Below are 18974 nucleotides of genomic sequence, written 5' to 3'. Positions count from 1 at the left end.
GGCATCCGAAGACGCTTTCCGTTGCATCCTGACCATCGTTTCACCACCCGCGGCGGCTCCGAGAAGCGCCGCGACGACCGCTTGGGCCACAATAGCGGCACAGACCGCAACAGACGAAAGTGCGACGCCATTCCTTCGTTTCTGCAGCGGTGAGCCGCGGCTTGCGGGCCACACGCGATTTTTCGGCAAAGTTGCACACAAAAATCACCTCGGTTCGCTGCGAAACTCGTCCATAACGGAACGGAGCACACGGGGATCAGGCATTTTGTCAATCGGTATGCCCGCTTCGTGAAACCACGATCCATCTGCCTCCGGATGCGGGCCTGTCAGCACAACGATTCCATTGCCAAAATGGTAACGTGCCGCGGCAATATCGCCGTTCTGATACGTGGCAATCTTTTTGAACCCGCGTATGTCTTTCGGCTCTGACATGTACGGACCATCCTGAAAGAAGACCGTCTGCTTTTCCCCGTTCCAACTCGTCGACACTGCCGTGCTGATGATGGAGCTTACAGGAAAACCGGGACGGCCGACCTCAGATTCAAGCTCATCATCGATGAGGCCTATCCCCGATCCGCTCGCGAGATAGGCGCCCATGCACGAGCCGTAAAAGCCGCCTCCCGCCTCGACAAATCTCCGGATCGCCTCGACCCGTTGCTCACCAAGGCTTTCAAACGCGGCGGGAATATCCTGGCCTCCGCCTGGCTGAACATAGATGTCAAATTTTGAAAGAGTCTCATCACGAATATCGATCTTCTCTTCCGCGCCGACGTAGTCGACACGGTATTCCGGTCCGAGCGCCATTATCGATTTGCGCATGGTTTCGGAACAATCCTCGCAGCTGGCTGGCCCGCGGTAAACCGCAACTCGAACGATGCCTTCCCTCGCGTTGGAAGAAGATGCACACCACGTTGTCGTAGCAATCACCGTGAGTGCGGCGGCAATGGTTTTGATGATCATGCTTTCGTCTCGCTCATTTCGCGCATGTGGAATCTATTATTAGGCACCAGCGGGCATAAAACTGGAACAGGGCGACAGGGCCGTTCAATGCGCCGCTTCGCCCTGCGGTTCATGGTGTGGCCTTCATCACTGGCTCTTCTTCCGAGGCCTCATCTTCCGGAACACGCATACCCGCGCGTGGCTCGCCGGTGCTTTCATTAGACGGCAAAGCATCGGGTGTTGAATGATCGCGCGATACCCGGTCCTCAGGCGCCCAGGGCTTATCGTCATGGTCCGGCGATACACTGCCTGCGGTATCGTCAAACGTGCCCGCGTTCCCATCGTTCGAGTGATGTTCCAGCGGTGACGGAATAGCCGGCGGCGGTTCGTCCTGATCATCAGGAACATCGGGAGCCTGATCCGTTGAGTTTCTCTCGGGCAGCACCTCCGGCCTGGTCCCGGAAGCTGCTTTAGAGGCGGGAAGCCCTGTGTTGCTGAACTCCTCAACCTCTGGTGAACCCGATTTCTGGTTTGCGGACATGTCTTCGACGCTGAAGTTCACGCCTTGAGGAACGGGCACCACGGCGACGTCCGATAAATCCTCTTCGGGCATGGTCTGGTAGATGTTCGTCGTCTCGTTCGTGACGCTGTATATCGTTTCATAAGTGACGTTCTGGTAGGTCTCAGTTTGGCTTTCGGTCATGATCGGGCTCGAGATGACCATCGGTTCGCTGTAATAGCTGTCGGCGACACCTTGATAGTACCCGTCATAATATCCGTCCCAGTAGGTGTCGATCGACCGGTAGCTCTCAAAAGGCGCGACACTCACATAGTAGCTTGGGTAATATTCCCTCGTGGTGAGTGAAAGAGCTGCGAAGGATCCGGACAGGACGGTCAGCGTAAATGAAAGGCCTTGATAGTCGTATGCGTTTGCAGGCGTGCTCTGCGCTATCGCAATTTCACGCCGCATCCTGATCACTTCACCGCGAAGAGCTGCGTTGTCGGCGACATCGTCCTCCAGCTGCTGCATTCTATACGACAAGTCGGCGACTTTTCTTCTGAGCGCCTGCACATCCGACGCCGTTGCATTTGCCGCAGACGCCTTATGTTTTGCGAGAACGAAACGGCTCGAATATTCTGCCCAGGCTGCGTTGAACCGCTGGAGAGCGCGCGTTACAGCATCGCATTTGGCGGATGACAGTGAATAGCGGGTCTGCAGATTACCGACCGCATGGGACAGCGCCTTGGTCGCCCGCGAGATGCGCGACGGGTCATGCGCTGCAATTGCGGTTTCCACACTCTGGACGGCCCGGGTTGCCTCTGTCAGAGCAGCGAGCACTGCCACCCCGCTGCGACGCTTGCTGTCCCCCTTCGCTTCGCTGAACGAGAAAGCGATTTCCGCCAGCGACCTGCGCATGTCACCAAGAAGGGCTGGCGCATTCATGCGGACGGGTGAGCCGGCAACCGCCTGACCCGTCGACAGCGAAACGATCGCGGTCACGGCGACGGTTTGCTGGACCAGAGGGCTGGCCACAAGCGCGGCGAACAGCGGGGTGAGCGACACAAGTTTCAGTTTGCTTCTAGGCATTTTCAGATCTCCTGTTTCAATCGTGTCTCAGCGCAGGAGGGCGCAATCCGTGTATGTCCGGTCGCGGCACCTTAACGGCCCGTCTACGGACCATCCCGGCGTGTTTCGTGTGGCCAGGATCGTGAGCGCAACCATCCAGAAGACGGCGACAAATACGGCGGCTGGAAGCAGGCGGATGAACATGTGTGAACCTCACTGAACCCAACGGAGCAAAAATCCGTCGGGCAGTGATATATTCGACTGGACCTGACAGCCCCTTGAAGCTGTTGTCAGCGAATTGTCATCTTCATTCGTCTAAAGGTTCTGTGACCAGGGAGGTCAATGTGAAAACCTTGAGCCCAAAGCGATACGTCCGATACGCCGTCGTCCTGGCGTTGATGCTTTCAGCTGCATTTCACGCCCGTGCCCATGCCGAAGATGACACGGACGGAGGCGCCGAAAGCGAAACGTCTTCGCAGACCGAAAGCGACGACGGCGTTGCCGAGGGCGTCTATAATGGCAGTGACGCCGCGGGTTCGATGCGAGGTTTTTCAAACGGCATCGAGGATGATGAACAGCAGGATCATGGGGGCCCAAACAGTCTCCAGGGGGAGCATATCCTTTCACTCGACAGCATTACTGCGAAAACCCAGGCACTCACGGACGGTCGCATTTTGGACGCTGAACTTAAACCGCGCCATAACGGTCTCCGGTACGAACTCAAAGTCCTGGAAAATGACGATCGGTTGCGACGATACTCATTCGACGCGCATGACGGCCGCCTCATTGGAGTGAAATGACCCATGCGCGTTCTTGTCGCTGAAGATGACAAACGGATAGCTCAGTCCCTTTCCGTCGCACTCGCGGCGGCCGGTTTCGTGACAGAGCTATCGGCAAACGGTGAGGATGCCTGGTTCCGGGGAGAAACGGAGGCATTTGATGCCGTCATTCTGGATCTCGGCCTTCCCGGCCTGGATGGATTGACCATTCTCAAGCGGTGGCGTCGTGACGGGCGCGCTACTCCGGTTCTCATCCTGACAGCCCGTGGAGACTGGAGTGAACGGGTCGAAGGTATCGAATCCGGCGCGGATGACTACGTCGTGAAGCCGTTCAGGATGGAAGAGGTCGTTGCACGTGTTCGGGCGCTGGTCAGGCGCGCGGCCGGGTTTTCCTCGCCGATTATTACAATAGGTCAATACACCTTGGACACACGCCTGAAACAGGTCTCCATGGGAGGATTGCCCGTTGCGCTTTCTCCGCAGGAGTATCGCCTTCTGGCCTTCATGGCGCACCGGCCGGGTAAGGTCGTCTCGCAGTTGGAAATTACCGAACACCTCTATGCACAGGATGACGATCGTCTGTCCAATGCTGTCGAGGTGTTGGTTGGTCGGCTTCGTCGCCGACTGGGTGCCGATATCATCATTACGCGACGGGGGTTGGGATATCTCCTGGGTGGCCATGCCGCATGAAATCAAAATCGCTGAAATCCCGCATGATGGTAGCAGGAGCGGTATGGATTTTTTTCGCGCTCATACTCGCGGGATCAGCAATATCCTACATGTTCATCGAAACCGTCGAAAAGGGGGTTCGCTCCGATCTTACCGCGACGCTCTCACGTCTCATTGCCATCATCGATCTTGATGCACAACAAGATCGGCCCCGCCTGACACGTCAGCTGCCTGACCCGAGATATGAGACCCCATTCAGCGGTATTTATTGGCAGATCACTGACGTGGACAATCAAAAAGCGCTGCGCTCACGCTCTCTGTGGGATAAAAATCTCCAGACCGGAGCGAAGAACACGGACGGCGAGCACTTCGCAAGTGTTGAGGGTCCAGCAGGCCAATCCCTGTTAGCGCTGTCGTTAACGACGACGTTCAAGGGCCGAAATCTTGAACGGCGCTACCAGGTCGTCGTTGCACAAGACCGTTCAATTCTGGACGAAACTATTCGTAAATTCGCATGGGAAATGGCCGCGGCATTGACCGTGCTGGGCGCATCGCTTGTCCTTGCCGCCCTTTTTCAGATTCGTTTTGGCCTTCTGCCGTTCCGGCAGTTGAAGAGCGAAGTCGAAACTATCCGCAAAGGTGCCGCTTCCTCTTTAGGGAGCGAATATCCGACAGAGGTGTATCCGCTTGTTGCCGAAGTCAACGAACTGTTGAAACTGCAGGAGACATCGATAGAATTTGCGCGGGCTCGCGCCTCCGATCTTGCTCACGGGTTGAAAACGCCCTTGTCCGTTCTTGCAACGATTGCCTACGAGCTAGAAAATCGTGGCGAGACATCCGCTGCGTCTGTCTTGTTCGATCTCTCAGACGAAATGAACAGCAGGATAGACTATCAATTGAAGTTGTCGAAACTCAGACAAAGAGCAAGGCTGCACACCTTGCGGGCTCCTCTCGGATCGATCGTCAATCGAGCCGTCGCCGTTCTCAAAAAGACCAAAGAAGGCGAGCAACTGCACTGGCAAATCGAGATGGCGCAGAACATCGACGTTGATCTCGATGAAAACGATCTCGTTGAGCTGGTCGGTATATTGCTGGAAAATGCGGCGAAGTGGGCGACTTCGAAAGTGCATGTGTCAGCATCGATGCAAGATTATGTTGCGGAGTTGCGCGTCCAAGACGACGGACCTGGCATCGGGCAATCCGAGTTGGAGCTCATAGGGAAACGCGGCCAGCGCTTCGATGAAAGCGTTGGTGGTTCTGGACTGGGGTTGGCGATTGCAAGAGAAATTCTCGCGATAAACCACGGCTCGATCACCTTTGAAAGCGCGCAAGGCATGGGCACTCTTGTGATCGTCAGGCTTCCCCTTCCCGTCTGATCTCAACCCTTCAAGCAAAATCATCAACGCCGGTTGTCATTGAAACAAAGCGGCAAGATAATAGAAGAGATCAGACGCTTATCGCGGACTGGACCGAAATACAGACGAAGGCCAGGCCTTTGCGGGAGCGAAGGAAGAGTTCGTAAAGTCATCCGCGCCTCACTCATCGGGGTTCGACCTGCATGCTGGCCCGGTTGGATGCCCTTCTCGCATTAACGGGTCGTGCCGCTTTGGAGGATAAGGCTAATGAAAATGAGATTTCTCAGTGAGGCTTTTCTCGCCTTGATGCTTTCCACCGCAATCACCTCAGCCCAGCAGGCGTCTGACACGGTGGCACCCGAAAAAGCGACTGCTGTTGCGACTGCCAGACGTGTCGAGTCCCGGAGCTTCATGGTCGCAGCAGCCAATCCGCTAGCGGCCGAGGCGGGGCGCGACGTGATCGCCGCGGGCGGTAACGCCATCGATGCGATGGTGGCTGTGCAGACCGTGCTCGGCCTCGTTGAACCGCAGAGTTCCGGTCTCGGCGGCGGTGCTTTCCTCGTCTACTATCACGCAAAAAGCGGCAAGCTGACGACGTTGGACGGCCGGGAGACGGCGCCGATGGACGCCACGCCAAAGCTCTTCCTGGATGACAAAGGTCAGCCGCTTAAATTCATGGACGCCGTGGTCGGCGGCCGTTCCGTTGGCACGCCGGGAACGGTGCGACTTCTGGAGGAGGCCCACAAGCGTTATGGAAAGGCGGATTGGGCAAGCCTGCTGAAGCCGGCGGAAACGCTGGCGACCGAGGGTTTCAAAGTGTCGCCGCGCCTTGCCTCCCTCATCGCGTCCGAGGGCGACCGGTTGAAGAAATATCCAGAGGCCCGGTCCTATTTCTTTGACACCTCCGGGGCCGCCCTGCAGACCGGTGCCCTGTTAAAGAACCCGGCCTATGCCGAGACGCTTGCAACGCTTGCCAAAAGCGGCGCAGACGCCTTTTACAAGGGGAGAATTGCCGAGGCGGTCGTCAAGACCGTGCGCGAGGCGACCGACAATCCCGGCGTGCTGTCGCTCTCCGATCTTTCCAACTATCGCGTCATCGAGCGCGAGCCCGTCTGCTTCACCTATCGTGCTCTTGACGTTTGCGGCATGGGGCCGCCATCGTCGGGCGGCATCGCCATCGGCCAGATGCTCGGCATGGCGGAGAATTTTGATCTCAAGTCCCTGGGGCCGAAAAACGTCGAAAGCTGGCGCCTTATCGGCGATGCGCAGCGCCTCGCCTTCGCCGACCGCGAGCGTTATGTCGCTGATACCGATTTTGTGCCGCTACCGATCAAGGGCCTGCTGGACAAGACCTATCTCGGCGAGAGGGCAAAGCTGCTCGATGGCGAAAGGGCGCTGGCGAAAGATGCCGTCAAGGCCGGCGAGCCGGAATGGGACCACGCGCTGCTTTTCGGCCGGGATGCCGCGCTTGAATTGCCCTCTACCAGCCATTTTGTCATCGTCGACAAGGAGGGCAACGTGGTCTCGATGACGACCACGATCGAAAGCGGCTTCGGCTCGCGTCTGATGACGAACGGCTTCCTGCTCAATAACGAGTTGACGGACTTTTCCTTCAAGACCCACGACGGCGGCCTGCCGATCGCCAACCGTGTCGAGCCTGGCAAACGGCCGCGCTCCTCCATGGCGCCGACTATCGTGATGAAGGATGGCAAGCCGCTACTCGCCATTGGCTCGCCCGGCGGCAGCCAGATCATCGGCTACGTGGCGCAGGCGCTGATCGCCTATATTGACTGGGGCATGCCGGTTGAGGCGATCGTCGCCCAGCCGCACCTCATCAACCGCTTCGGCACCTACGACATCGAGGCCGACACCAGCGCGGAAGATCTGGCCGAGCGGCTGAAAGCGCTCGGTTACGAGGTGAAACCGGGCGAGTTGAATTCCGGTTGCATGCCATCGAGATCACTGCGCAAGGTTTGGCCGGCAGCGCCGATCCAAGGCGTGAGGGAGCCGTTATGGGGGAGTGAACGCTCCGACTGCGGAAACACGGCGATCTCAGGAGATTGACCAATGGAGGACGGCATGAACACCTTCGACCTTTATTACTGGCCCGTTCCGTTTCGAGGTCAGCTCATCCGCGGAATTCTGGCCCATTGTGGGTGCTCCTGGGACGAACACGATGTCGATGCGATTGAAGGTCTTATGGATTGCGGGGCGGAAAAGCAGCCGGTTGCCTTCATGGGGCCACCGGTTCTGATTGACCGTGAGCGCAATTTCGCGATCTCTCAGATGCCGGCAATCGCCATCTACCTCGGTGAGCGGCTGGATATTCTGCCGACAACTGTTGAGGGCCGCACGCTCAGTGCCAAGATCGTCAACGACGCCAATGACGTCCTCGATGAGTTAACCCTCAACGGCGGACGCGAGATGTGGACGCGTGAAAAATGGCAGGAGTTCGTCCCGCGTCTCCAAAAATGGATCCGTATTTTCGCGGATACCGGAGCACGAAACGGCTTGAGCGCTGCTTCGGGCTTTATGCTGGGGACGGAAAAGATCGGGGTTGCAGATATAGTGACAGCAATCCTTTGGACAACTGCAGCTGACCGATTCCCGACCATTAAGGGCATCATCGAGGACACCTCACCCATAATCTGGGGTCTCTCCAGGAGAGTGGTAGCTACAGCTCCGCTGGCTGCTCTGAACAGTAAAAGTTTCGAAGAATATGGCAACGCTTATTGCGGCGGAGAAATTGAGAAATCGCTCCGAAAGGTAGCAAGTTGAGTTACATCTGCGGGGCGCCACCACCATGTCTGTTTACTGCGGGTCCAAGGTCTTGAGGGCGTTGGCATTTTCAGCACTCTATCCTGTTCGACCAAGTATGGGGTTTCGTGGTGGAAGACAGTCTCGTCCTCAAACTGCAGCGCAATATCTTCGTGGTTTTTCCTGCGCTCCTGACCGAACTTGCACTTGGTCACAGGACGTCGCAGCGAATAATGAGGTTTTCACGCACGCACCTGATGCGTGAATGAACCGATCAGCAAAACTGCCGGCTTGCGTTTGGCGGACGATGCCAACGTGCTATGAAATCTTACTGAGCATGAGGGCCAGCTCGTCCTGGGAATATGGCTTTGACAGTCTGGCCACCTCAAGTTCCACGCCCGACGGAAAATCGACATAGCCTGAGGCCAGCACGATAGGCAGGCTCGGCAGGCGGTCCCTGACGGCTTTCGCCAGTTCCGCGCCCGTCATGCCCGGCATGGAATAGTCAGTGATTACCAGGTCGAAAGTGGCGCCGCCATCAATCAAGGAGAGCGCCTCCTTGCCTGAATGGGCTTCCACGACCTCGTGGCCGAGGTCAGTCAGCATGTCAGCCGAACTCATCGCAATCAGTGCGTCGTCGTCCACGAGAAGGATTCGCTTGGGACCGGCATCGTTCCGGGCATCGGCTGCGGCGACATCCTGCTCTTTTTCCAGACTCTGCGATGTCGATACCGGAATCCAGAGGTCCGCCGTCGTCCCCTTGCCCACGGCGCTTGCCAGCTTCAATTGGCCGTTCAGCTGCAACGCAAGACCATGAACCATGGATAGCCCGAGACCCGTGCCCTTGCCGAGTTCCTTCGTGGAAAAGAACGGCTCGATCGCCTTTTGCAACGTTGCCGCGTCCATGCCCTGGCCTTGGTCGATCACCGACAGCACGACATAACGTCCGGGTGCGAGGAGATCCGATGCCGCCGGCTGTACCGCTTCCTTCAGCCCGATCTTGATCGTTCCGCCGTCCGGCATCGCGTCACGGGCATTGACGGCAAGGTTCAAGAGGGCGAGCTCCACCTGGTTGGCATCGGCCGATACGGCCGGGAGGCGCTCCGGAGCGACCACTTCTATGGCAATCCTCGATCCGACGGACCGTTGCAGAAGGTCCTGCATATTGGTCACGAGACCGGCAAGGTCAACCGGGCCCACCTGAAGGTCCTGTCTGCGGGCGAAGGCAAGAAGCCGCTGGGTGAGCGAGGCGCCTCGCTGCGCGCCCTGGAGGGCTCCATCAATTAGTCGAGTTGCCTTCGCATCACCTGTCAGATGTTTGCGGAGCAGCTCAAGGTTGCCAAGAACAGCCATCAGGAGGTTGTTGAAGTCGTGGGCAACCCCACCAGTGAGCTGGCCGATCGCCTCCATCTTCTGGGCATGACGAAGCTGCTCCTCGGCGCGTTCCCGCTGACTGACCTCGGCCAGCACGAGCCTGTGCGCCTCTTCCAGCTCCCGTGTCCGCTCCGCAACGCGTTCCTCAAGAGTTTCGTTGAGATGGCGCTGCTGTTCTTCCGATTGCATACGCTCAGTTATGTCGGCCGAAACGCCGACCAGCCTGATGGGCCGTCCAGTACGGTCGCGGTGCAGTTGTGCACGGATTTCCGCGCCATGAATAGAGCCGTCAGGCCAGACAATCCGATAGGTAATGGAATAGTCAGCTCCCGTTTCGATCGTGTTTCGCAACGCATCCTTCATCCGTGCAGCGTCATCCGGGTGAATGGCCTGCAACAGGTCCTCATAGGTGAAACCGTCGTTCGGCGAACGACCAAATATCCCCCTGCAGGTCGCCGAGGTCGTCAGGACATTTGTGGAAAGATCGAGTTCCCAAGCACCGAGGCGGCCGGCCTCGAGCGCTGTCTGAAGACGGCGTTCCCCTTCATCCAGTGCCTCCATACGGGCACTCGCCTCGTATTGTCGGCGTCGCGCGCGCATTGCGGAACGAGCGACGCTGATAAAAGTTGTCGGATGGAAGGGCCGCTCGACGAAACTGACATTGCCGAGAACTTCCGACAGACGGGCGGCGGCCGGGTTGCGCTCGGGGCCACCGCCGCGCGCGGTCAGAATGATGATGGGAAGGTCGGACCAACTCGGCTGCGTCTCGATCCACGAGACAAGCGGGCGCAGATCAACCGACCGCAGAGCCTCTTCCGTCATCACGGCGAAAGCGACATTCTCGTTCAAGTCTGCCACCAGGGCGTCCAACGTCGGGACAATGTTTGCACGCAGGCCGGCTTCGTGCAGCAACGCCGCCGCAATCGGCGCGTCGCGACCGATAGGAGTGTGGATCAGGCCAAATATATCGCGCTCAGGAATGGCTGCCATCCTCGTCAAGTGTTTGCAAAAGGGGCTGTCGGTCTCCCACGAAAATAGGAACACCACGCAGGATCCCTTGGAACGCGGAGAGCGGTTCGCCGAGCGTCAACCCATTGGCTCCAATTTTATATTCGCGAATGGTATCTTCGTGTCGTCCAGTACGCTTCTTGATGACGGAGATTGCCCGGCGAACGCGGGCCTCTGCTTCGAAATAGCGTAGCAGGATGACTGTATCGGCAAGATACGTCACGTCCACCGGGGATTTCATGTCGCCGACGAGGCCGTGCTGCGCGACAGTGATAAAGGTGTTGGCACCCTGCCTGTTCAAATATTGCAGCAACTCGTGCATGTGAAGGATAAGTGCGTTCTCCTCCGGCATCGCAGCCTGATAGCCGTTGATGCTGTCTATCACGACTGTCTTGGCATCGAAGCTGGCGACCTTGTCCCTTACACGCTGGGAGAACTCGCCGGGTGACAGTTCGGCCGCATCCAGCTGCTCGATATGGAGCAGGTCCTTGTCGCGCATGGCCTCCAGATCAAGCCCCATCTCCTTTGTGCGATCAAACAGCAGTCCCAGTTCCTCATCGAAGACGAAGATTGCCGCCCGCTCGCCGCGACTGACGGCGGCCTCGACAAATTGTAGCGCAAACAGGCTCTTGCCGGTGCCGGCGGGGCCGATCAGAAGCGTGCTGGAACCGCGGGCAATGCCTCCTCCCAGGAGATCGTCAAACTCACTGATGCCGCTCGCCACGAGAGTCCGCTCAAACGCCACCCTGTGTTCAAGTGCGCGGAGTCGCGGGAAGACTTCGACGCCACCAGTCTTGATGGTGAAGTCATGATAACCACCACGAAACGCCTGCCCTCGATATTTCAGAACCCGAAGCCGCCGACGCTCCGACCCGTAGTCTGGAGCCAGCTGCTCAAGGTGGATTACGCCGTGCACCACGCTGTGCACCGTCTTGTCCATTGCGTCCGAGGTCATGTCATCAAGAAGTAGAACTGTTGCATCGGAGCGCGAGAAGAAGTGCTTCAGTGCCAGTATCTGGCGGCGATAGCGAAGCGAACTTTGCGCCAGCAGCCGGATCTCCGAGAGACTGTCGATCACCACACGATGGGGCTTTACCCGTTCAAAGGCTTCGAAGATCAGCTTTGTCGTCTCCCCGAGTTCCAGGTCGGAAGAATACAGGAGACTTTGTTGCTGGTCTGCATCCAGGAGACTTTCCGGCGGAACGAGCTCAAAAATCTCGACCTGATCGCCTATGTCCTTCCCATGCGAGGAAGCACTGTCGCGCAGTTCCTTCTCTGTTTCCGAAAGTGTGATGTAGAGGCAGCGCTCGCCAATGCTGGCTCCCTCCAAAAGAAACTGCAACGCAATTGTCGTCTTGCCAGAGCCGGGAGCCCCTTCAAGCAGAAAGACATGACGCCGGGAGAGGCCGCCGGAGAGAATGTCATCGAGGCCCTCTACACCGGTCTTTGCTTTTGCACCTGAATTATCTGTCATGCATCCTCCACGGCTACCTCTGAATGACGGTAAACGCTCTGGTTTCCTATACTAGAAGACGCTGGAACCGGAAGATTCGTTCCACTATCAGAGGCAAACGCTGCCCCGGAGCGGGGACGATTGCAAGCGTCCATTCAGTGCGGAGATAGAGCCCGTGGGTCAGAAGGTGGAGAGTAGCCACTGGATTTTTTAGAGGCCTTCTTTCTTTTTTTGAGGTAGGAGGTTTATCTGCAAAGCTAATTTCAGCGAGACGAGTTCGCCAATGAGCGGCATCGTTCCTCTTTACCAGGAAAACAATGATCGCAGTGATTGCATGGTGCAATCAGGCCCGGTCATATGTGAAGGACGTCAGAAGGGACGTTACGAAATTGCTGGCTCGTTCCTTGACCAGTGTTTCCGTCCATTCGTCGGTGTCACGAAGCCTCAAGTCCGTGTAGATGCTGTCAACGGCGGCTTCTTCGATCCGCTTGATGTGGCTGCTGAAGGCTGCCTCCCCGCCGGCATGATACATGTCGCGGACGACCATGCGCAGGATCTCCTGGATCGCGATCTGCCAAGCCGTGTTGATCGTTTGCAGTTCGTTTGTATCCGATGCCATGAAATCTCCTGCGTTGGAATGAGTGTCGCATTTTGCGCCACGCTCTTCGATAAGGCCTGAAGCCACGACAGCAGACGGGACTGGTCAGCCCTTCTTTGCACGTTTGGCAAGCAAGGCATTCGTCGCCGATGTCCGCTCGGCGAGCTCTTTGGAAAGACGCGCCGCTCGAAGTCTTAAAGTCTTTGCATCCCTGACCTGCGTTGCTGATTCAAGCTCTTCCACAGCGCTGTTCTTGGAAAAGAACTCTGTCTGCAGATTGCTGAAGGCAATCTCTGCCTGTTGGCGGGATTTACTGTATCTCTCTGTCATAGGTCCTCAGAGGCTTGGAGTCGAAACAAAAAGGCCAGGCAAACCGCCTGGCCTTAAATGATAACGTGCTTCCGGCAGTGCCAGTACATCCGTGGTCAAAGGGAAGCAGATACCGATTATGCGGACTGCAGATTGCAGGCCGACATCTTGCCCGACTTCATGTCGCGCTCGAGATCGAAGCCGATCTTCTGGCCTTCTACGAGTTCGCGCATTCCGGCGCGCTCGACAGCCGAGATGTGAACGAAAGCGTCAACGCCGCCGTTGTCAGGCTGAATGAAGCCGAAGCCCTTGGTGGAATTAAACCATTTTACTGTGCCAGTGGTCATGATGAACCCTTTCAAAGCATAGATTGAGGAACCGCGCAGCCGATGCCACGCAGAGGAAAACCGACTATTTTTGAGAGGGAAGTTCGCTTAAAGCGCGGTGCCAATCGCGCGGTAGACAAAGCTCGGCAAGCAAAAGATCGATGATGCATCTATACGGAACTGCGGTCGCCACGTCAACGTTTAGTTTTCAAAATCGTTATTTACGTCCATTGGTTGCATTCCTCGGGCGCGACCGGAATGCAACCTGGTTCAATTCTCGGCACCAACGAATCGCAATGCAAAAGACCACCGCAGTTGCCCTAGCGGACCTCTGCGTCCATACAGTTACAATGACGCATGATTCGAAAATATTCGTAGGCCTTCGGTCCTCTCGCAAAAGATCGCCTTCGGCCAGCGAATCCACAGGTCCAAAATGCCAATGGGACGGGTGTGAAAAGACCGGCGTTCACCGCGCGCCCGTGGGCGCGGGTGCCGAAGGTCTTTATCTTATGTTCTGTCTTGAGCATGTGACGGCCTATAACAAGGGATACAGCTTCACCACGGCGCCACCCAATCCCAACGTCGCCCGTTACCAGAAGGAGGCGACAACCGGCGCCCGCCCGACTTGGGGAACCCGGGTGAGCGAAGCAACCGAAACTCCGCTACCGTCTTCGGTTCGTTCGGGCTCGGCAAAGACGCTGAATGCGCGCAGGGCCGACAGGTCGGGACAGACAAAGGCCGGTGCCCAGCAGAGAAAACTGAAGGTGCTTGAAGCCAAGGCTTTCGACACGCTCGGCCTTTCGCCAGACGCGACATCCAGTGAAATCAGGAGCCGCTATAAGGAGAGGCTCAAAATGCACCATCCCGACGCCAACGACGGCGATCGCAATTCAGAGGACGCACTTCGCGCCTCTATCGAGGCGTATAGAATCCTTAAACTGAACGGTTTTTGCTGAAACCTGTTTGATAGGGCTTACAGAAGTGAGCCATTTCATTCCGCCGCACATTTCGCACCGTTCTTGCGACTTTCCCATTCCTGTGGGCTCAGTGTCTTGATGTCGAACTGATCGCGCGTGCGGGCATAGGTGTGTCCGCCCATGCGGCCGACGGCGTCCATCATCTGCTGGTCGATATGCAGGTTTGCGGGATTGACGGCATCACTTCGCACAAAGACCCCGACGACTTCGCCGAGGATGATCTCACGGGCGGGACCAACCTGCAACGTGGTGTGGCGGCGGCATTCCAGCGCGGCCGGGGCGGCGAGGATGCGCGGGCTGCGCACCATCGTGCCAGACACGGTTGAGAGGCCGGCTTCTTCCATTTCATTCACGTCCGGGCCGAACTTGATGGCGCAGACTTCCATCTGGTCGACCAGCGCATTGTCGCAGATGTGCACGGTGAATTCGCCGGTTTCGCGAATATTGCGAGCCGTGTCCTTGAACCGCATATCGGCATAATTCTCGACGCCGATGGCGACGATGGCCGGGTCGTGGGTCAGCACGTTGAAAAAGCTGAACGGTCCGGCATTCGGCTGGCCGTCCTTGCTGACGGTCGTCACCAGCGCGATGGGACGGGGGATGACGGTACCAATCAAAATCTTGTAGCGCTCGCGCTCATTGAGCTTTGCGAAATCGAAATGGCTATGGGCTGTGGTGGTGGTCATATCAAACCTCGGCGGCGATGCGGTGGGTTTCAAGGGGGGTGTGGCGGCTCAGGTTTTCAAAGCCGTCGCGGGTGACGACATACATGTCACCGACATTGCAGCCGGCAACGAGCGGCTCCAGCCACTGCGTATGCAGCACGAAGACCATGCCCTCCTCCATCCGGTCGTAATTGTGCGACGAGATGTTGAAGCTGTTCTGGCCACCCGCCATGCCGACGGAATGACCGAGGTTCGGATTATGCGGGCCGTGCGTTGCCGGATAAACATGCATCAGGGTTCGCCCCTGCGCTTCCCAGTCGATGTCTTTCACATATTGGCGTGGGATAAGACGAGCGCTGCCATCATCCATCGGCGCCCAGTTATAGGGCATGGTGCGGGCTTCGGGTGACGTCAGCAGACCTCGCTCGATCATCGGCTCGAAGGCCGCATTGTTGACATCCCGCATCAGGACGCCGGGACGGATAAGCTTTTCGGCGCGTTTTACACCGTCTGTGCAGGCGGTCAGCACATCTTCCTGCCGTGTGGTGATGTCGCCGACGGCGATCATGCGGGCGGTCTGGGCGGTGTAGCCGCGATAGGTGACGTTTGACACATAGAGATTGATCAGATCTCCCGGACGCACGACATGGCCGTAGGGCTTGCCGCAATGCGTGCCGAACGCATTGATGCCGATCTGATAGCCGTCGCCGGTCTCACCGCCGAATGAAAGCTGCGCCTGGGTGAAGGCGGCATAGATCTCGTGGTCGGTCACACCGGGCTTCGCCACATGGTAGGCTGCCTGCGTTGCAATGCTGACCAATTGCGCGGCGGCCCGGAACATCGCTATCTCGCGCGCGGATCGCACCTTCTGCATACGATCGAGAATGGCGTTGTCGGCGATGAACTTCGCCCTCGGCATCAGCTCATCGAGAGCCGCCCAGAAGGTCAGCGACGTGCGATCGCCGATGCGACCAATCTGCGCCTTTGCAAGCCCCATCCCGGCCAGCAGCTCGGCACATTTTTCCGCCGTTTTGACGACGCTATCGCCCGGCCGGTCGGCATATTCGCGGCCAATCGGACCGATCTGCCAGATGTCCTCCACCAGCACCGGTTCGCCGCCCGGCGGCAGAAGCACGGACTGGGTGAAGAAGGACAGCAGCACCATCGGCTTGTCGACATCCGTCGGGATGATCAGCACGCCCTCGCGCATCCAGTCGCAGATATAACGCAGATAGTGGTTCGATGTGTGGAACCAGCCGACACCGCCGGTATGGACGATCAGCGCATCATGCCCGGCTTCAACCGCCTGGCGGCGAATGCGGCGCAGGCGATCCTCGAATTCCTCGACCGGCAGAGGCAGCGGTGCGGAAAAATCGAAATCCGGCTGGAAATCGGCAAGCAGCGATCCGACGCGGTAAGAGCCTGTTTTGTTGGTATGTATGTTCATTGGTATTCCCTCCGGAATTTTGAATGATTGGGTCAGGCCTGCCGCGTTGGCGCCAGCACGCGTCTTGCGACCAGCATGACGACGAGGGTCAGCCCGATCAGCAGCCCTGACATGGCAGCAACGCGCACATCGAGAGACTCTTCGATGAGAGCGAACATGCGCAGTGGCAGAACCGTCGTCTGCGCATCGGCGAGGAAGAGCGAGACCGAAACATTATCGAGCGACTGGATGAAAACGAGGAATGCACCGGCCAGAATGCCCGGCGTCAGCAATGGCAGGATCACACGTCTGAGCGTCGTGAACCATGTCGCTCCCATCACCGTCGAAGCCTCTGCCAGCGACGGGTTGATCCCCTGCGCGACAACAGAAGCAGCGCGATACATCAGCGGCCCGAACACCACGACATGGCCAATGACGGTAAGCCAGAGCGATGGCTGGAAACCGACAAAATTGGCGACGATAAGTGCCGCAAGACCATAAACGAGGCTCGGGAGGACCAGCGGGGCGAGAAGCAAGGGCTCGATCGTGTTGACCGCGCGGCGCTGCATCCGCGCCATGCCGATGGTGGCCGGGACGGCGAACAACAGCGAACCCAGCACGGCAAGACCCGCGATCTTTAGCGAGTTGCCTGCCGCAATATGCTCCGTGGCGGAACGGGCCGGGTCGAGCAGCGCCTCGTACCAACGCAGTGAAAAACCCTCGGGCGGATATTTAAGCGTCTGGCCCGATGTAAACGACATGGTGATGGCAATCATGATCGGCGCAACCAGATAGATCAGGCTCAAGCTGCCGAAGCCGAAGACGAATGCCTTGTAGAGGAGACCGGGGATCCCGCTTTCACGATTGCTACGCATGGCCGACGAGCCTCCGGTGGCGGGAAATCATGGTGATCGTGACAAGCAGAATGCCGGTCGACATCAGCAGCACGACGGCGATTGCAGACGCCATCGGCCAATCGAACAGCGTGCCGACCTCCCGATAGATCAGTTGCGGGACATAGACGTTACGGGCACCGCCGATAACGGCCTGAGTGACGAAGGACGCGCTGGTGCTGGCAAAGACGAGGATCCAGCCAGCCAGCAGGCCGGGCAGCATCATCGGCAACAGAACCGTGACGAGGACACGCCACGGGCCTGCGCCTGAAACCTGCGCGGCTTCGGTATAGGTGACCGGTATGCGCGACAGGATGGCGATCAACGGAAGGATGATCAGCGGCAAGTCGATCTGGCACATGGCCATCACCAGCCCGAGTTCGGTCGACATCAGCGTGAAGGGGCGCTCCGCAAGACCAAGCGCCATAAAGGTTTCACTGATCGGCCCCTGCCGCCCGAGAATGACGATCCAGGCGAAGGTCCGCACCACATTGCTGGTCAGCATGGGGATCAATGTCAGAAAGATGATGATCTGGCGCGCGGTCCTGCCGCTATGCCAATAAAGCAGGGCGATGGGTACACCGAGCAAAGTCGTGCTGACAATTGTCTGCAATCCGAGCACGGCGGTGTTGAGCAATACGCGATAATTGAAAGTATTGCCGAAAAATCGCGCGTAATTGTGCAGGGACAGGCCATCGGGGCCGATGAAGCTGAACCCGACGAGAACGGCGAGCGGCGTTGCAAAGAACGCCACCGAGAGCACAAGCATCGGGATAACGTATGGGAAGCCGCTCGCCTTCATTGTCTTTCCTCAGCCGGCAACGATGGCGTCGAACTGGCGGATCCATTCCGCACGGTTCCTGTTGATCGCGGCCCAGTCCGGATAGACGAGAGAAGCGAGTTGTTCGCGCTTCACATAGGCCTCGATACCGGGCGTCAGTTCCACTTGCCCGTTCGTCGGGAACATTTCCTGCGGCGGCATCTTCAGCCTGTCCTGCGCGGCCTTGGAGATGGCGGCATCCATATAGGCATAGGCCGCATCGACATTCTTCGCGCCCTTGGTCAGGTGGATGTTGACGGGAGCTGCCGGCGAGCCGGTTTCCGGCTGGACAAACTCGGCCTTCAGGCCCAGAGCCTTGAGCTTGGCCACATTGCCGGTGGAGCACATGAAGACGGCGATCTCGCCCTGCTGGAACAGCGTCATCTGGTGGTTGGTGCTGGCAACGACGCCCTTGATATGGTCGGGATTGTCCTTGAACAGCTTGAACACGGCATCCATGTCGGTCGGGCCGGAACCGAAGATCTTGGCGATCTCGGTATAGGCCATCACGCCGGTGTTGGAGGCAAAACCCGTCCATGACACCAGTCCCTTGTAGGCCGGGTTTTCAAAGAGATCGCGATAGCCTTTCGGCGCAGGGACCAGATCGGGATTATAGGCGATGCCGTTGACTTCAACCGTGACTGTCGGCCCGTACTCACCCTGGAAGGCAGGATCAAGCATCCCCCAGTTTTTCAGCTTCGACGGGTCGATCTTCTGGATCAGGTCGTTCTCGACGGCAACGGCCATCTGACCGGGCGACATCAGAAGAGTGTCATAGGGCGGGTTACCGGGGCTGGCCATGACCTTGGCGAGCTGGTCCTGTGCCATGGCAGGAGCCACTGTCAGATCGAAACCAGCCTCCTTGACGAGCGGCGTCAGCACGGTGCGATACCCGTCTTCCCAGTTGCCCGGAAAGGTTGCCGCGACGGCGGTGCCACCGGCAGCACGGACAGAGAAGGGAATGGTGACTGCGGCAGCCGCGCCGGCGGCAAGCAGTCCGAAGTGGCGTCGTGTCATGTTGAAGTCTTGCATCTGTTCACCTCTGTTGTTGTTGTTGTT

17 protein-coding genes and 1 pseudogene are annotated in these 18974 nt (G+C 58.0%); 6 read left to right on the top strand and 12 right to left on the bottom strand.

The window, feature by feature from the left end; all coding sequences use genetic code 11:
• Positions 1-204: 204 nt before the first annotated feature.
• Both NYR50_RS23645 and NYR50_RS23640 read right to left on the bottom strand, forming a co-directional pair.
• Positions 205-960, bottom strand: coding sequence for a BPL-N domain-containing protein (locus tag NYR50_RS23645; protein WP_418138233.1), 756 nt, complete (start codon positions 958-960; stop codon positions 205-207).
• Between the two features lie 109 nt (positions 961-1069).
• Positions 1070-2527, bottom strand: a complete 1458-nt coding sequence (locus NYR50_RS23640) for a hypothetical protein (RefSeq protein WP_418138232.1) — start codon at positions 2525-2527, stop codon at positions 1070-1072.
• 323 nt (positions 2528-2850) lie between these two features.
• On the opposite strand from NYR50_RS23640, the gene NYR50_RS23635 reads away from it, so the two are divergent.
• The 5 genes and pseudogenes from NYR50_RS23635 (at position 2851) to gst (ending at position 8087) form a co-directional block, all read left to right on the top strand.
• On the top strand, positions 2851-3306 hold the full coding sequence (locus NYR50_RS23635) for a PepSY domain-containing protein (protein WP_418138231.1): 456 nt from the start codon (positions 2851-2853) through the stop codon (positions 3304-3306).
• Between the two features lie 3 nt (positions 3307-3309).
• Entirely contained in the window at positions 3310-3975 is a 666-nt protein-coding gene (locus tag NYR50_RS23630) for a response regulator transcription factor (protein ID WP_006313598.1), read from the top strand.
• Entirely contained in the window at positions 3972-5330 is a 1359-nt protein-coding gene (locus NYR50_RS23625; protein WP_418138230.1) for a sensor histidine kinase, read from the top strand. Before NYR50_RS23630 ends, NYR50_RS23625 begins: the two co-directional genes overlap by 4 nt.
• A 246-nt stretch (positions 5331-5576) precedes the next feature.
• Positions 5577-7333, top strand: a pseudogene (ggt, locus tag NYR50_RS23620) (gamma-glutamyltransferase).
• Between the two features lie 55 nt (positions 7334-7388).
• Positions 7389-8087 (top strand): glutathione S-transferase, encoded by a 699-nt coding sequence (gst, locus tag NYR50_RS23615; RefSeq protein WP_418138229.1) that lies wholly within the window; start codon positions 7389-7391, stop codon positions 8085-8087.
• A gap of 297 nt (positions 8088-8384) precedes the next feature.
• Here gst and NYR50_RS23610 read toward each other — a convergent pair whose 3' ends face one another.
• The 5 genes from NYR50_RS23610 to NYR50_RS23590 form a co-directional block, all read right to left on the bottom strand.
• Positions 8385-10430 (bottom strand): response regulator, encoded by a 2046-nt coding sequence (locus tag NYR50_RS23610; protein ID WP_418138296.1) that lies wholly within the window; start codon positions 10428-10430, stop codon positions 8385-8387.
• The gene (locus NYR50_RS23605) at positions 10414-11922 is read right to left on the bottom strand and encodes an ATPase domain-containing protein (protein ID WP_418138228.1); all 1509 of its coding nucleotides are present in this window, start codon (positions 11920-11922) and stop codon (positions 10414-10416) included. Before NYR50_RS23605 ends, NYR50_RS23610 begins: the two co-directional genes overlap by 17 nt.
• A gap of 322 nt (positions 11923-12244) precedes the next feature.
• Positions 12245-12520, bottom strand: coding sequence for a hypothetical protein (locus NYR50_RS23600; protein WP_174009613.1), 276 nt, complete (start codon positions 12518-12520; stop codon positions 12245-12247).
• 84 nt (positions 12521-12604) lie between these two features.
• Positions 12605-12829 (bottom strand): hypothetical protein, encoded by a 225-nt coding sequence (locus NYR50_RS23595; RefSeq protein WP_174009614.1) that lies wholly within the window; start codon positions 12827-12829, stop codon positions 12605-12607.
• A gap of 116 nt (positions 12830-12945) precedes the next feature.
• Positions 12946-13155 (bottom strand): cold-shock protein, encoded by a 210-nt coding sequence (locus NYR50_RS23590; RefSeq protein ID WP_006313588.1) that lies wholly within the window; start codon positions 13153-13155, stop codon positions 12946-12948.
• 329 nt (positions 13156-13484) lie between these two features.
• On the opposite strand from NYR50_RS23590, the gene NYR50_RS23585 reads away from it, so the two are divergent.
• Positions 13485-14090 (top strand): J domain-containing protein, encoded by a 606-nt coding sequence (locus tag NYR50_RS23585; RefSeq protein ID WP_418138295.1) that lies wholly within the window; start codon positions 13485-13487, stop codon positions 14088-14090.
• Between the two features lie 35 nt (positions 14091-14125).
• Here the strand turns inward: NYR50_RS23585 and NYR50_RS23580 are convergent, their stop codons facing one another.
• Genes NYR50_RS23580 through NYR50_RS23560 form a run of 5 tightly spaced genes read right to left on the bottom strand, consistent with a single transcriptional unit; the run spans position 14126 to position 18947 of the window.
• Complete coding sequence (locus NYR50_RS23580) at positions 14126-14797, bottom strand: flavin reductase family protein (protein WP_418138227.1); 672 nt, start codon at positions 14795-14797, stop codon at positions 14126-14128.
• Position 14798: 1 nt separating this feature from the next.
• On the bottom strand, positions 14799-16223 hold the full coding sequence (locus NYR50_RS23575; protein ID WP_418138226.1) for a M24 family metallopeptidase: 1425 nt from the start codon (positions 16221-16223) through the stop codon (positions 14799-14801).
• 32 nt (positions 16224-16255) lie between these two features.
• Positions 16256-17077 (bottom strand): ABC transporter permease, encoded by an 822-nt coding sequence (locus NYR50_RS23570; RefSeq protein WP_418138225.1) that lies wholly within the window; start codon positions 17075-17077, stop codon positions 16256-16258.
• A complete protein-coding gene (locus NYR50_RS23565; RefSeq protein WP_418138224.1) occupies positions 17070-17897 on the bottom strand; it encodes an ABC transporter permease in 828 nt (275 codons plus the stop codon). Before NYR50_RS23565 ends, NYR50_RS23570 begins: the two co-directional genes overlap by 8 nt.
• Positions 17898-17906: 9 nt before the next feature.
• A complete protein-coding gene (locus tag NYR50_RS23560) occupies positions 17907-18947 on the bottom strand; it encodes an extracellular solute-binding protein (RefSeq protein WP_418138294.1) in 1041 nt (346 codons plus the stop codon).
• Between the last annotated feature and the right edge of the window lie 27 nt (positions 18948-18974).

It is taken from the genome of Agrobacterium sp. El2ro-1b, from assembly GCF_048298475.1.
Taxonomy (GTDB): domain Bacteria; phylum Pseudomonadota; class Alphaproteobacteria; order Rhizobiales; family Rhizobiaceae; genus Agrobacterium; species Agrobacterium fabrum.
This window is presented reverse-complemented; position numbering and strand designations above follow the sequence as displayed.

Excerpts from the sequence above, each read along its gene's own strand:
- NYR50_RS23590 (WP_006313588.1), bottom strand. The coding sequence starts at position 13,155 with ATGACCACTGGCACAGTAAAATGGTTTAATTCCACCAAGGGCTTCGGC.
- NYR50_RS23610 (WP_418138296.1), bottom strand. The coding sequence starts at position 10,430 with ATGGCAGCCATTCCTGAGCGCGATATATTTGGCCTGATCCACACTCCT.
- NYR50_RS23575 (WP_418138226.1), bottom strand. The coding sequence starts at position 16,223 with ATGAACATACATACCAACAAAACAGGCTCTTACCGCGTCGGATCGCTG.
- gst (WP_418138229.1), top strand. The coding sequence starts at position 7,389 with ATGAACACCTTCGACCTTTATTACTGGCCCGTTCCGTTTCGAGGTCAG.
- NYR50_RS23640 (WP_418138232.1), bottom strand. The coding sequence starts at position 2,527 with ATGCCTAGAAGCAAACTGAAACTTGTGTCGCTCACCCCGCTGTTCGCC.
- NYR50_RS23570 (WP_418138225.1), bottom strand. The coding sequence starts at position 17,077 with ATGCGTAGCAATCGTGAAAGCGGGATCCCCGGTCTCCTCTACAAGGCA.
- NYR50_RS23605 (WP_418138228.1), bottom strand. The coding sequence starts at position 11,922 with ATGACAGATAATTCAGGTGCAAAAGCAAAGACCGGTGTAGAGGGCCTC.
- NYR50_RS23595 (WP_174009614.1), bottom strand. The coding sequence starts at position 12,829 with ATGACAGAGAGATACAGTAAATCCCGCCAACAGGCAGAGATTGCCTTC.
- NYR50_RS23580 (WP_418138227.1), bottom strand. The coding sequence starts at position 14,797 with ATGACCACCACCACAGCCCATAGCCATTTCGATTTCGCAAAGCTCAAT.
- NYR50_RS23560 (WP_418138294.1), bottom strand. The coding sequence starts at position 18,947 with ATGCAAGACTTCAACATGACACGACGCCACTTCGGACTGCTTGCCGCC.
- NYR50_RS23600 (WP_174009613.1), bottom strand. The coding sequence starts at position 12,520 with ATGGCATCGGATACAAACGAACTGCAAACGATCAACACGGCTTGGCAG.
- NYR50_RS23630 (WP_006313598.1), top strand. The coding sequence starts at position 3,310 with ATGCGCGTTCTTGTCGCTGAAGATGACAAACGGATAGCTCAGTCCCTT.
- NYR50_RS23645 (WP_418138233.1), bottom strand. The coding sequence starts at position 960 with ATGATCATCAAAACCATTGCCGCCGCACTCACGGTGATTGCTACGACA.
- NYR50_RS23585 (WP_418138295.1), top strand. The coding sequence starts at position 13,485 with ATGACGCATGATTCGAAAATATTCGTAGGCCTTCGGTCCTCTCGCAAA.
- NYR50_RS23625 (WP_418138230.1), top strand. The coding sequence starts at position 3,972 with ATGAAATCAAAATCGCTGAAATCCCGCATGATGGTAGCAGGAGCGGTA.
- NYR50_RS23565 (WP_418138224.1), bottom strand. The coding sequence starts at position 17,897 with ATGAAGGCGAGCGGCTTCCCATACGTTATCCCGATGCTTGTGCTCTCG.